13 protein-coding genes and 2 tRNA genes are annotated in these 13,575 nt (G+C 43.3%); 13 read left to right on the plus strand and 2 right to left on the minus strand.

The window, feature by feature from the left end; all coding sequences use genetic code 11:
• Window positions 1-12 precede the first annotated feature (12 nt).
• From moaA to modB, 8 genes are all read left to right on the plus strand, one after another.
• On the plus strand, window positions 13-1,125 hold the full coding sequence (gene moaA, locus ABFV72_RS00415) for a GTP 3',8-cyclase MoaA (RefSeq protein ID WP_347161759.1): 1,113 nt from the start codon (window positions 13-15) through the stop codon (window positions 1,123-1,125).
• A gap of 127 nt (window positions 1,126-1,252) precedes the next feature.
• Entirely contained in the window at window positions 1,253-1,783 is a 531-nt protein-coding gene (moaB, locus tag ABFV72_RS00420) for a molybdenum cofactor biosynthesis protein B (protein ID WP_102078147.1), read from the plus strand.
• An 18-nt stretch (window positions 1,784-1,801) separates the two neighbouring features.
• On the plus strand, window positions 1,802-2,545 hold the full coding sequence (mobA, locus tag ABFV72_RS00425) for a molybdenum cofactor guanylyltransferase (RefSeq protein WP_347161761.1): 744 nt from the start codon (window positions 1,802-1,804) through the stop codon (window positions 2,543-2,545).
• 30 nt (window positions 2,546-2,575) lie between these two features.
• Window positions 2,576-3,082: a cyclic pyranopterin monophosphate synthase MoaC gene (gene moaC / locus ABFV72_RS00430; protein ID WP_347161763.1), complete on the plus strand. Its 507-nt coding sequence runs from the start codon at window positions 2,576-2,578 to the stop codon at window positions 3,080-3,082.
• A gap of 101 nt (window positions 3,083-3,183) precedes the next feature.
• A complete protein-coding gene (locus ABFV72_RS00435) occupies window positions 3,184-3,465 on the plus strand; it encodes a MoaD/ThiS family protein (protein ID WP_347161765.1) in 282 nt (93 codons plus the stop codon).
• A gap of 111 nt (window positions 3,466-3,576) precedes the next feature.
• Window positions 3,577-4,068, plus strand: coding sequence for a molybdenum cofactor biosynthesis protein MoaE (locus ABFV72_RS00440; protein WP_347161767.1), 492 nt, complete (start codon window positions 3,577-3,579; stop codon window positions 4,066-4,068).
• A complete protein-coding gene (gene modA, locus ABFV72_RS00445) occupies window positions 4,061-4,930 on the plus strand; it encodes a molybdate ABC transporter substrate-binding protein (protein WP_347161769.1) in 870 nt (289 codons plus the stop codon). The genes ABFV72_RS00440 and modA overlap by 8 nt, the downstream gene beginning before the upstream one ends.
• A 46-nt stretch (window positions 4,931-4,976) precedes the next feature.
• The gene (gene modB, locus ABFV72_RS00450) at window positions 4,977-5,678 is read left to right on the plus strand and encodes a molybdate ABC transporter permease subunit (protein WP_347161771.1); all 702 of its coding nucleotides are present in this window, start codon (window positions 4,977-4,979) and stop codon (window positions 5,676-5,678) included.
• A 154-nt stretch (window positions 5,679-5,832) separates the two neighbouring features.
• On the opposite strand, the gene ABFV72_RS00455 is transcribed toward modB, so the two are convergent.
• Together ABFV72_RS00455 and ABFV72_RS00460 are read right to left on the minus strand one after the other, a co-directional pair.
• Window positions 5,833-5,909, minus strand: a tRNA-Asp gene (locus tag ABFV72_RS00455).
• Window positions 5,910-5,946: 37 nt separating this feature from the next.
• Window positions 5,947-6,022: transfer RNA gene (locus tag ABFV72_RS00460), tRNA-Val, on the minus strand.
• A gap of 283 nt (window positions 6,023-6,305) precedes the next feature.
• On the opposite strand from ABFV72_RS00460, the gene ABFV72_RS00465 reads away from it, so the two are divergent.
• The 5 genes from ABFV72_RS00465 to ABFV72_RS00485 all read left to right on the plus strand — a co-directional run bounded on the left by ABFV72_RS00465 (window position 6,306) and on the right by ABFV72_RS00485 (window position 13,386).
• Complete coding sequence (locus ABFV72_RS00465; RefSeq protein WP_347161773.1) at window positions 6,306-7,943, plus strand: cardiolipin synthase; 1,638 nt, start codon at window positions 6,306-6,308, stop codon at window positions 7,941-7,943.
• Window positions 7,944-8,059: 116 nt separating this feature from the next.
• Complete coding sequence (locus ABFV72_RS00470; protein WP_347161775.1) at window positions 8,060-9,589, plus strand: tetratricopeptide repeat protein; 1,530 nt, start codon at window positions 8,060-8,062, stop codon at window positions 9,587-9,589.
• A gap of 132 nt (window positions 9,590-9,721) precedes the next feature.
• The gene (locus ABFV72_RS00475; RefSeq protein ID WP_347161777.1) at window positions 9,722-11,278 is read left to right on the plus strand and encodes a 3-deoxy-D-manno-octulosonic acid transferase; all 1,557 of its coding nucleotides are present in this window, start codon (window positions 9,722-9,724) and stop codon (window positions 11,276-11,278) included.
• Window positions 11,275-11,997, plus strand: coding sequence for a 16S rRNA (uracil(1498)-N(3))-methyltransferase (locus tag ABFV72_RS00480; protein ID WP_347161779.1), 723 nt, complete (start codon window positions 11,275-11,277; stop codon window positions 11,995-11,997). Before ABFV72_RS00475 ends, ABFV72_RS00480 begins: the two co-directional genes overlap by 4 nt.
• A gap of 264 nt (window positions 11,998-12,261) precedes the next feature.
• The gene (locus ABFV72_RS00485; protein ID WP_347161781.1) at window positions 12,262-13,386 is read left to right on the plus strand and encodes an extracellular solute-binding protein; all 1,125 of its coding nucleotides are present in this window, start codon (window positions 12,262-12,264) and stop codon (window positions 13,384-13,386) included.
• Window positions 13,387-13,575: the final 189 nt, after the last annotated feature.

Here is a 13,575-nt window from a genome sequence, read left to right on the forward strand (position 1 = left end):
TGGCAGTAACATATGATTGATGACAACATAGATGACAAACACAAAATAGACAGCCCGCAACTGTATTCACCGAGCTTGGCACCGGCATTATCTGATGGCTGCATAGAGCCTTCGTTAGTTGTGCCTACTGAGCAGATGAGTGACTATCAACAGCCGCTAACCGATGGGTTTGCACGGCGTCTGACATACTTGCGTCTGTCTATTACTGACTTTTGTAATTTTCGCTGTGAGTATTGCCTGCCAAATGGCTATCAAGGTAAACGCCCTGATGATGAGCTGAGTATCTCTGAAATTGCCACCTTGGTACGCGGCTTTGCTCAAGTAGGTACTAAAAAAGTTAGAATTACAGGTGGTGAGCCTTCTATTCGTCGTGATGTTGTCGAAATCATCGAAACGATTAAGCAGACTGACGGTATCGAGACGGTCGCGATGACCAGCAACGGTTATAAATTGGGTAAACATATAGCCAACTGGCAAGCTGCTGGACTTGATCAGCTCAATATCAGTATGGACAGTTTTGATGCTGCTACCTTTCATAAAATGACAGGCTTTGATACCTTGCCGCAGATATTGGCTGACATGGATACATTGTTAGAAACGACTGATATCAAACTCAAAATAAATAGTGTCTTGATGGCAGAGACTGCTTTTGAGAACTTAATCACGGCGATCGACTATGTCAAAGACAGACAAGTGACCTATCGCTTTATCGAATTTATGCAGACCAGTGATAATAGCGATTTGTTTTTTGCTCAGCATGCCCAGTCTGATATTATCACCGATTACTTGTTAGAAAATGGCTGGCAGCCGCATGAGCGCGGTAGTGCCGATGGTCCAGCAGTAGAGTACAGTCACCCTGAGTATATCGGTCGTATCGGTATGATTGCCCCATATGCGGCGCACTTCTGTGATACCTGTAACCGCTTGCGTGTAAGCAGCCAAGGCAAGGTGCATTTGTGTCTGTTTGATCAAGGCAACTATGATATCCGTCCATACCTACAGCAAGACGATATCCAAGGACTGGTTAACACTTTACATAGTTTTATGCCAATCAAGCCTGAGCATCATCATCTGCATGACTCTAACAGTGGCATCATGCACAATCTATCGATAATCGGTGGTTAAGATATTCCAAGTCTGCAATCATGACGCTGATAGAGACTGTTTTCCAACGCAATCGTTTTTAACATAGCTTTTTTGATACAACGGATCTTTAATACAATTATAAAATGACATCTATAAAGGATTATTTATGAGTAAGCCTGCTGCACAATTTACACCACTTAATATTGCTGTATTGACTGTTTCCGATAGCCGTACGCTGGCAGAAGATACGTCAGGCCAGTACTTAGTAGATAGCTTGACCGAAGCAGGGCATCATTTAGCAGATCGTCAGTTAATTACCGACGATATTTACCAAATTCGCGCAGTCATTAGTGGCTGGATTGCTAGCCCAGACGTTCATGCGGTTATTACCACTGGCGGCACAGGGTTCTTTATTAGAGATAGCATGCCAGAAGCTGTGAGTGTACTGTTTGATAAATCAATCGATGGTTTTGGTGAAATGTTCCGTTTAATCTCAAAAGATGAAATCGGTATGTCTACCGTACAATCGCGAGCAGTTGCTGGTATGGCCAATGGTACGGGTATATTCTGTCTACCAGGCTCTTCTGGTGCTTGCCGTACGGGTTGGGAAAATATCTTAAAAGATCAGTTTGACAGTCGTACTCGTCCGTGCAATTTTGTGCCGCATTTTTTGGCACAAAACCCTAGTCATGATTGAGTTATAAATAATTGAGCTATGAGCGATATACAATCAAATCTGAAAGATAATAGCGTAGTAACAGATTGCTCAAATAATCTGGATGGTTTGGCAGGTGTGGTTATCTTGGCAGGCGGTGCATCTAGACGTATGGGAACGGCTAAGGCTATGTTGACGCTACCGTCAGGTGAGCAGCTGTTAAACTATCATGTTCGTCATGCGAACAAGTTACAAGTTCCTATATTGATTGCAGATAATGGTCGCGGCTTTCAGACTGGTTTAGATGTCCATTTAGAAAAACCCAATGCGCCTATTATTCATATTGCTGATTATGGTACTGATGTTGACTCTAATAAGCATGATGAGCTGATTAAAACTGGCGGCGCACTGGTGGCTATCGAATCAGCCTTACAAACATTGAGCGATTTGAATGATTCAGGCGTATCAAAAAACGTACAACCATCGTGGTTACTGGTTATTAGCTGCGATAGCTTAATACCAGCAACTGACTTGTGGCAGAAATTACAGTGTGAAATAAGCCTTGCTGCTGATAAGAATGTGATTTGCTTAAAAGATGACAGTCACCTATATCCATTGTTAGGCCTGTATCAGCTAAGTATCGAGCCTGATTTGAAGGCCTATATAGATAGCGGACAGCGTAGAGTGATGCAGTTTATTCAGCCATTGGTGCAAGCTGTACGATTTAGCAAAGAGTGGCAAAAGCTGACTAACTTCAATACGCTCGAAGATTTTAAGCAGGCATGTGCTGCTCTATCAAAATAATAAAAATATCACATAGAAAAGGTTATATAAATGAGTGACAGCGTTCAGATAAATCAGCAATCTACTTTATCTCACTTAGATAGTGATGGTGATATTACCATGGTCGATGTCAGTGGTAAGACAGCAACGACGCGAGAAGCCAATGCCACTGGTCAGGTACGCTTTCCCAGTGAGATTTATGCGCAGATTAAAGCGGCTGATGGTATGACCAAAAAAGGCAGCATCACGCAAACGGCTCATATCGCTGGTATCATGGCAGCCAAACGCACTCATGATCTGATACCACTTTGCCATCCACTACCGCTAGACAAGATAGGCTTAAGCTTTGAGTATAACGACGCGCTCAGCAGCATCACGGTCAGGGCGGTGGTCAAGGTCACGCATAAGACAGGGGTGGAGATGGAAGCGCTAACAGCGGTTAGCGTTGCCTGTTTGACTATCTACGATATGACCAAAGCGCTATCGCATGACATCGTTATAGATGATATTCATTTGGTTAAAAAGACAGGTGGCAAGTCAGATTATAGTCATGCTTAAAATGACGAAATTGCAGAGTACGTCATCAATTAATCAACCAATCAATTAATAAAAATATGCTAAGTGCCAAGCAAGGAAGCTTGCATAAGATGGAGAGGTTTATGAGTGCTATCGATATGACAGCTAATATCGAATCAACGATGAAAATTAATGTCATGTATTTTGCCAGTTTGGCTGACGAGGCCAATTGTCAGCAAGAGACAGTAAGCGTACAGCAGGATACGTCACTAACTGAACTATACGAACAGCTTAACCAAAAGCATCGCTTTAGTCGTCCGCAGTCAGAGCTTCGCGTTGCAGTAAATGACTACTTTGCTAAATGGACTGACCAGATAAATGATGGTGATAGCGTGGTTTTCATCACGCCAGTGGCTGGTGGTTAGACAAGCATTTACTAGTGTCCATTTTGTCAGTGGCTATTCAGTGTCAGTGGCTATTCAGTGTCAGTGGCTATTCAGTTGCGATAAAGAAAAAATAATAAATAGAGAAGAAAAATGACCGACAACGTCCACGATCATTCAATGAGCATCAAACGTAGTGCTGACGAAGCTTACCTTATCGCTGAGCGTGATGGTTTTGCGCTACTAGATATTGCTATAGACGAAGATAGGCTAAAAAGTACGTTAGATAATGACAGCTGCGGCGCGTTTGTTTGTTTTGAAGGGCGCGTGCGCAACCATAATAATGCCACGAGCGTTGATAGCCTTACCTATTATGGTTATGAAGATTTGGCAATCAATCAAGGCCGCGCCATTATAGAAGAAGCCAAAAAGCGTTTTGAAATTACGCATGCTATTGCGATACATCGAATTGGAGCGCTAGAGATTAGTGATGTAGCTGTGTGGGTTGGGGTAGTGTCAGCGCACCGTTATCCAGCATTTGATGCGTGTCGCTGGATATTAGATACTATCAAAGCGGACATTCCTGTGTGGAAGCAAGAATACTACGAAGACGACTCGTCTAAATGGCTCAGTAATAATGGTTAAGTCATTAGCTACTGTTTGTATATCTGCTTGTCTGCTATTGTCACTAAATGCTTGTACGCAAGACACAGACGCTGATAAGGCGCTTGCTGATACCTCTGAGCAATCTCACACATTGCGTATTGCTGCAGCTGCTAACTTATCTGATGTACTCCCTCATATCATTGATAGCTATCAGGCTGATAACAGCTCATCTGCCCAAAATGTTTCAAGTATCTCAGATATTGAAGTTACTTATGCCTCTTCTGGCAAGTTATATGCGCAAATCAAAGCAGGAGCACCGTATGATATATTCTTGTCTGCCAATCAAGATTTCCCTGCTAAATTGGCTGATGAAAATTCAGCTGATGCTATTAACGAAGATAATAAGCTAACCAAGCCTTTTACGTATACCAGAGGTCAATTAGCGCTCTATAGTGTCACAAAACCTTTGAATGACTTTACGCCAGCATCTCTTATTGACGCGTTTACAAATGCTAGTTTCACAGATGATAGCAAGATTTCCATTGCCAATCCTGAACTTGCCCCTTATGGTGCGTCTGCAAAAGCCTATCTGCAATCACAAAAGATGTATGACAAATTAAGCGCTCAAAAAAGTTTGATACAGTCAGAGAATATCGGTCAAGCATTTCAATATGCGCATACGGGTAGTGTGGACTATAGTTTTGTAGCACAGTCTCAGCTTGTTGCGATTAAAGCCAAGCCTGAGCAGTTTATCACTTTGCTGCCAGCGTCTTATCCAGCTATCTTACAAGATGGGATAATCGTTAATAACACTGACCAAGCAGCAGACTTCACCGACTACCTGCGCTCAAAAGCAGGGCAGCAGCACTTCTTACAAGCAGGCTATCTGGCCGTCCAGTAATACGTTAGACTAACCCCTCTCATCATAGAACGAGCAGTGACATCATATGATCGACCAGTCTCTTATGTCAGATATGCTCAGTCCATTTTGGGTGAGCATCAAGCTCGCTTGCGTGACCACTTTATGTCTATTACTATTTGCAACGCCTATCGCTTACTGGTTGGCTAAGCCGAACCGTATAAAAGCAATAGGACGTCTTAAGGTACTGCTCATGGGCATCATTGCGATGCCTCTGGTGCTACCACCTACCGTGATTGGTTTTTATCTACTGTTACTGCTCAGTCCTAGTGTAGGTATCGGTAAATGGTTGAGCGAACATAATATTAGCCCGCTAATTTTTACCTTTGAGGGTCTGGTCATTGGTTCTATTATTTACTCATTGCCTTTTTATATACAGCCTGTCTATGCACAGTTTTTGCGTATTCCACAAAGTGTCACAGAAGTTGCTCATCTCTTAGAACCAAGTCGTATGCGACGGTTTATGAAAGTAGCCTTACCGCAAGCGCGGGTGGGTATTATTTTGGGTAGTTTGGTAAGCTTTGCTCATACCATTGGAGAGTTTGGGGTTGTACTGATGATAGGCGGCAGCATCTCAGGTGAGACTAAGGTGGTATCGATTGCGATATATGAGCAAGTAGAGGCGCTCAACTATGAGGCGGCGCATATGATGTCTGGTATTCTAATTATCATGGGTGTAGTGATGGTAGCGTTAATCGCTAGTGTGAGCCGAATAAGTCAACGTCCATAGTACTGAAATATTTGCATGCGAGTTAAGTGTTAGGTAGCGCAGCAGCTATATAAACAATGTCTAAGCAAAATATACAGACACAAAAAAACCTCAAACAATCTAATGCTTGAGGCGAAACTTGCTTAAACTCGAAAGTCTAAATTCGTTTTAAATATGGCGCAGCGGACGGGACTCGAACCCGCGACCCCCGGCGTGACAGGCCGGTATTCTAACCAACTGAACTACCGCTGCTTAGGTCTCTTAGCTTGTTTAGCCACTTACTAAGAAGTGGTGGGTGATGACGGATTCGAACCGCCGACATTCTGCGTGTAAGGCAGACGCTCTACCAACTGAGCTAATCACCCTTCGAACAATTGCTAGGCAATTTATTCAACATCAACTGAGCCCTTAAGTTTGTCACTAAGCTCCGTTGCTGTGGGTGTGTATTATATAGATTTACTGTTGGGTGTCAAATATTATTTTAATGTTTTTAGAAAATAATTATAAATCGCACTTTTAATCTATCAAAAATAGCACTCAAAGCCATGTATTATATAGCATTTCTAAAAATACACTTATTATCATTATTTGTTGTTTGGCGGTGAAAAGCTACTATACTATGGATGCTTTATTCGTTGAACACGGTTAATGGAGGCCAATATAAACACTTTTACTATTAAAGATACTTTTACCAGCTGGACTTGGGGAGACTTAGCGGGTCTGGGTTTGGTGCTGCATATTGTACTTATGATAGTAATGACGCTGCGCGTGGTTTCTGTGCAGCGCAATATTGGCGTGTCTATCGCTTGGGTGGCTGTGCTTTATACATTGCCAGTATTTGGTTTTGTGGCTTACATTCTGCTCGGTGAGCCGATGATTGGACGGCGCTATCGTGAACGCGTGGATCAAGCCAGCATCTTGATGAATGATATGGCAAAACGTGAGCATCTGATTTTTGATAAAGGGCAGGACTTATTACCAACCAACTACCGCGGTGTTAGTCAAATAGGAACGCGCTGGACTGGGTTTGGTGTATTTCCCAATCATCAAATGCAGCTGTTGACTGATCCTGCTTCTATTTTTCAGCGTCTGATTGAAGATATCCATGCCGCCCAGCGTATTGTCCTTATGGAATTTTATATTGTCTATCCAAAAGGACAGGTGCTAGAAGTCATAGAAGCGCTATCCGTCGCGGCTCAGCGCGGCGTAGAGTGTCATATATTGGCCGATAGTGTGGGCAGCTTTAGCTTTATTAATAGTAGCGTGCACCGTAAATTAGAAAAAGCAGGGGTTTATGTCCATCAGTCATTGCCAGTAGGGTTGTTTAAGACGCTATTTAAACGTTCTGATTTGCGCAATCATCGCAAAATGGTGGTTATCGATGAACATATCGGCTATATCGGTAGCTTCAATTTGGTTGATCCAAGGTTTTTTAAACAGAATAAAAATGTTGGTCAATGGATTGATGTGGCGCTACGAACGACTAGCCAGCACTCAATTAGTATCAATACAGCCATGGCCAAGGTAATTGTTACCGATATTGGTGCTGAAAGTAATGACAATCTTGCTGAGTTGCATCAGCGGGTTAATAACTACACCCGTAAGTTATATGTGATGCATCCGACCATCAATGATCTAAATAGCCGAGTGAAGGTGTTGGCGGATACGGTTGATAGTCATGAGCAGCCAGATATAGGCGCCACCTCGATTGTCGTACCAAAGATGCCTGTCGTGGACAAAGTCTTGGCGCAGCTAATACCTTCAGCACCGCAGCTAACGGCTCATGTGATTTACAATACGTTAGTTACCGTGATTCATCGTGCCAATAAGCGCATCCGTATTACCACACCTTACTTTGTCCCTGATGAGTCCCTATCGGGTGCGCTGACGATAGCGGCTAAGCGCGGCGTTGATGTGACGATTATTGTTCCTGAAAAGGTGGATTCATTTCTGGTACAACATGCTTCTCAAGCTTATTATCAAGAGTTGTTGGATGCAGGGGTAACGATTGCATTGTTTAGAGGAGGTTTTCTACACGCAAAAACAGTGGTTATCGATGATGACTACTGTCTATTTGGCACCGTTAATATTGATATGCGCAGTTTTTATCTAAATATGGAAGTCAGTTTGGCGATTTATACGCCAGAAATGGTTGCCCAAGTAGCGGACTGTCAGGAAGTCTATTTAGAAAACTGCCGAATCTTGGATAGTGATGAGTGGCAACAGCGTCACGGATCAAAACGCTTGTTTGATAATGTCGTGCGCTTGTTCAGTCCTTTATTGTAGCACTCGGATTTTTAGGGTAAGGTAATCTACCAGTACCGTTCTATTATTTTAGTCGTAGCAATCTTATAGCCTATGATTTTTTGTTTTACCTATCTGCAAAGAGGTCACGTCCGTCTATGTCTGCATCACCTTTAACGCCACTGGACTATATTGCAGAAGGCTACTGGCAAGATTTCTTAGCTGGGCGTCCTATTGCAGGCGGTATCGCCTACGAAACTGAGCTGCGCGCTTGTATACTAGATGAGTCGCTTGAGAGTTTACAGCGTATCGATACGCTATTGTCCCAAGTGCGCCGAGATATGATCAAGAGCAGTATATGGAAAGAGGCGACGCTACTGGTCGATGAACGCTATCGTAATTTTATGGTGTTTTTGGCGTTTTATGCCGGTCGTGTATTGGCACAGCAGTGGCAAAGCAAGCCACATTGGTATGGTCAGTTTGAGCTGCGTAAACGTTACCCTGAGCTAACGTTGATCACCGATGATTTTTATCAGCATATGGCGGTTGGTTACGATGATAGCGGGGTTAAAGAGCGCTTATTTTTTGCACTAGAGCCAATAGGGCTGCGTCTGTTTGGTCATATTGATCGGCAGTTTGACGCAGTACAAGGCGGGCAAGTAGAGAGTGGGTTATATCAAGCGGTTAGCCTTAGACTACCAACTATTTTAAGTAACGACGTTCATTCAGTGTCCGAATTAACAGCGAATAAAGTAGCAACAAACAAAGCAACAATACATAAAGTAACCACTCATCAAGTCACTGATAGTGGTAATCCGAGCGCAGATTCAAATACGCATGTCGGTACTAGCCAATTAAATGCTCCTCTTAACAAGCCAGAGGAAGTATCGATAGGAGCTGAGCATAACCTAGCTAATGTAGTTGTAACTGATAGTGAGAGTCGCGCAATTCAGCCTGCTATGCCTGATACTGTAACTGAGTTGCAAACAAGCGTAGTGCCTCCTGAGTCTGGAAATCCAATAAAGCCTGAGCTGACTAAAGTAGTGCAACCAATAGCTAGGCCTACGTCGTCTGTAAAGAATACATCAACGCCAGAGATGTTTACGCAGCTGCTCGTAGAGTTAGATGAGATAGCGGTGCCACAACCAACTGGTGATGTTCAATATCAGCAAGCGCGCAAAGTACTGGATCAGTTCGAGCAGCATATTGCCAAGCAGGACAAGCCTCGTCGCCAAGTTATATTTTCAGATGATCATATCGCAGCAAAAAACAAAGCGTTGCTATTACTACAAGCGGCTGCTAAAGATGGTAATACAGCTGCTATGCTACGTTTGGCCATGTATGAATTATTAGATGAAGGTTTGACAGCAGGCAGTGATAACCAAAAAAAATCTGGCGTAGAATGGGTCAATCAAGCCGCTAGCAAAAACGACAGCCGTGCTCAGCGTCTACTCAGTAAAATGTATTATCAAGGAGTAGGGGTATCCCAAGATATAGGTAGCGGTAGATACTGGTTAGAGCAAGCAGCAGATAATGGTCATGCGGAAGCGGCCAACTTAGTTCAGCAATGGCAGCAAGCAGAAATGCTGCTGACCACACAGAAGCAAGAGCAGCATAGCACCAAGCGTTATCAGCTGTTAATTGGCGCAATCATCGCAGTCGCTTTATTGATAATAATCATTATCTAACAATCGTTATCTAATAACTATTTACTCAGTAACTTTTTAAAAGCTTATTGTTACAGCTTAAATTCAGGTAGAATTGGCGCGCTCTACATTTACCCTTTTATTGTTTGATTCATAACTAATTTGGGCTGCTCCATGCCATCATCTAATACCCCGTCTGACCACTCTGCAAATCCAATTGACCCTGTATCATCGCCTAGTCGTGTGGTACACGAGACACCTTTATATTATCAGTCTCTTATTGGGCTGCTAAAGCCACTATATCGTCTGCAAGTATGGCGTCGATCTCATAAAAACGACAACTACCAGCAGGAAATCGATCAGCGTTTTGGTAAGCAATATCCACCGTGTCCAGTGGTCAGTGCTGATAGCGATAAAGGGGTGATTTGGTGCCATGCAGTCTCATTGGGCGAGACCAATACGGTTGCGCCTTTACTAGATATGTTATTGGCAAATGGCTATCAGATATGGTTGACCAATACGACTCAGACAGGTTTTGCCCGTGGTGCCAGTCGTTTTGCAGAAAAGATAGCTCAGGGTCAGATGAGTCACAGCTATGTGCCAGTCGACAGCCCTGCTGTGATCGAGACTTTTTTGACGCATGTGCAGCCGAGCGCTGCACTGTTTGTAGAAACAGAGCTGTGGGCAAATATCTTGACCAAATTATCGCAGCATCGTATCCCAAGTATTCTGGTCAATGGCAGGTTATCGGCTTCTTCTTTTCAGAGTTATCAAAAAATTGGTGCAGTCAGCGCCAGTATGATGAAAAACCTCTCCTTAATTATTGCGCAAGACGGCGACTCTGCTAAACGCTTTCGGCAACTAGGGGCTAGTAGCGCCCAAATTCGCGTGGCAGGCTCATTAAAGTGGGTAATCAATGCGTCCAAAACTGATAATAAAGCGATAGAAGATAATAGTATTTATAATAAGAAAGCTGATCTGCGAGCAGGGTTTGGTATAGCAGATCGTCCTGTGTGGGTAGCTGCAAGTACTCATGATGGCGAAGAGGCAGCAGCGTTGTCATTGCAGCAGCAACTACTGTCTCAAGTGACATTAGCAGATACGTTGCTTGTTATTGTCCCTAGGCATCCTGAGCGTTTTGATGCAGTAGCAGATCTCATTCAAAAAACTGGGTTAAATATGGCTCGGCGCAGTGATGGAGATATGATTGGTGCAGATACGCAAGTCTATCTAGCAGATAGCATGGGTGAGATGATGACTTGGTATACATTGGCAAATGTAGCATTTGTGGGCGGCTCACTGGTAGATATTGGCGGGCATAATCCAGTAGAGCCTGCAAGTGTGGCAACGCCTGTACTGATGGGTCGTTACACTCAGTCGTGCCAAAGCGTGATAGACAAACTGGCTAGCGTAGGCGCTTTATATCAGCCAAGTAATGACTTCTATCGTCCAATCGAGTCAAATAACTCAAGTAGTTCGAATGCGCAGATTGCCAGTAATGACCAGTTAAAGGCGAACAAAAAATCCTCTCGTAAGAAAACAGCTTATAACCGTGAAGACGCTGTGAGTATTTATACGCAGCTAGAGACTTGGCTGCGCAATTTGCCATTGGCCGCGCAGGCAGGACAAGCTGGCGAGCAAATGACGATACAGCAGCAAGCGGTACTGACTCGCCAATTTACGATGATTGAAGACGCAATCGAGCTGTCTTCTAACCAAGATAATTTATGAACTGTATATTATTGCCTGCTGAAAATTTCTCATCAGACACAGCAAAAATCGATGCCTTGTCTCAAGTCATCCATGTGACTAAAGTGCTGGGCGCGAAAGTCGGTGATACGCTTAAAATTGGCCAGATCGGCGGCAATCTTGGTACGGCTGTTATTGAAGGTATTACCGCTGACAGTATTCGGTTAAGCAACGTCCAGCTGAATACTGCACCGCCAGCCAAATTGGATTTAACTGTCATTTTGGCGTTACCACGTCCTAAAGTGCTACGGCGTTTAATCATGGATATGACGGCGCTTGGTGTACGCGATATCATTCTTATCAATAGCTACCGTACTCAAAAAAGCTATTGGCAAAGCCCAATGCTTGAGCGGATTGACGAGTTTGTATTAGAAGGCCTACAGCAAAGCATCGATACGATTGTTCCTAGTATTACGCTACAAAAACGTTTTAAGCCATTTGTTGAAGACACACTTGCAAGCCTAATGAACAGTCGAGCGATTGTCGCGCATCCTTATAGTCAGCAGTCTTTTTCTGAGTTTTTACAACTACAACCATCACGAGAGCTACCGAGTATAGTTTGCATAGGCGCTGAAGGTGGCTGGATCGACTATGAGATAGAACTGCTGACAGCGCAGGGTTGCACGCCTGTACATATAGGCTCTCGTATTTTGCGAACAGAAGCTGCGGTCAATGCAATCTTAGGGCAATGGTTGCTTTAGATGGACACTAAAACGCGTCGTTAGACCAAATTATTGAAAGAGCTGGTAAAAAATAGTTCTTAAAAATCAATGCTAAAGACTAATCATAGGTATATTTACCAGTTAAACAAATGTATTGATAATTAATCTCACTTCCATTAGTATGTTGATTTGATATATTATGGCCTGATTACTGCTAGCGATTAGCAAGTCATCGTTATAATTACTGTTATTTTGTCTCACCATTCGTCTTACTTTTTTTATAGCATTACTATGGGGAAAACCATGTCATTGAACGCTATCAGCGCTAATCTAACCTCTACGAAGCTTATCCTACCTGCAGCCGTATTTGGCATGATGTTGGGTTTGGCGGGTTGTAGTAATTCTTCAACCACAGAAGAGAATGTAGAAGTAGAATCAACAGAGACAGGTGCTGAGCAGCAAGCAGCAACTGACGAAGCTACGACTGCTGATGGTCAGACAATTACTATCTACTCATCACGTAATGAGCAGCTGATTAAACCATTGCTAGATCGCTATACTGAGCAAACAGGCGTAAAAGTTGAACTGGTTACAGACCAAACTGGGCCTTTGATGGCGCGTCTAAAAGCTGAAGGTCAGAATACTCCTGCTGATATGATATTGACCGTTGATGCTGGTAACTTATGGCAGGCTGCAGAGCAAGGCCTATTACAGCCAGTATCGTCTACTGTATTGGAAGCTAACGTCCCTGCAAAATACCGTGATCCAAAAGGTCAGTGGACTGGTTTGTCACTACGTGCACGTACTATCTTTTATGACCCAAGTAAAGTCACTGCTGACCAGTTATCTACTTATGCAGATTTGGCCGATCCAAAATGGAAAGGCAAACTATGCTTACGTACCTCTAAAAAGGTCTATAACCAATCGCTTGTTGCTAGCATGATGGAGCATTTGGGCGAAGAAAAAACCGAAGCGGTTATCAAAGGGTGGGTTGATAACCTAGCGACTGACGTGTTCAGTGATGACGTTGCGATGCTAGAAGCTATCGCTGCTGGTCAGTGTGAAGTGGGTATCGCCAATAGTTACTACTATGGTCGTCTATTGGACGAAAAACCAAACTTCCCTGTGAAGATATTCTGGGCAAACCAAGATACGACTGGCACGCACGTAAACATCTCAGGTGCTGGTGTGGTTGCAGGTTCAGACAATCCAGATGGCACGCTTAAACTGATAGAGTGGTTGTCATCTGACGAGGCACAAGGTCTTTATGCTAGCTCTGACAAAGAATTCCCAGTAAAAGTAGGTATCGATGAGTCAGACATGCTCAGATCATGGGGCGAGTTCAAAAAAGATGATATCAATGTACAGAAATTCGGTGAACTACAAACTCAAGCTATCCAAATGATGGATAAAGCGGGTTATAAATAAGGGATCGCCAGTAATATTGATACCAATCTCAAAATCATAACTTTTAGACAATAGTTCTCAAAGCACGGCTTTTAAACAACAGCTTTTAAAGAATAGGTTCAAAGGTTAGTCATTACAGATCAGTTATTCATGTAATGACGATTTTAAGGTTGGTATAAGCTTACAAGGTCTCTATACGTATGACACGGT

This window comes from Psychrobacter proteolyticus, assembly GCF_039762275.1.
GTDB lineage: Bacteria > Pseudomonadota > Gammaproteobacteria > Pseudomonadales > Moraxellaceae > Psychrobacter > Psychrobacter proteolyticus_C.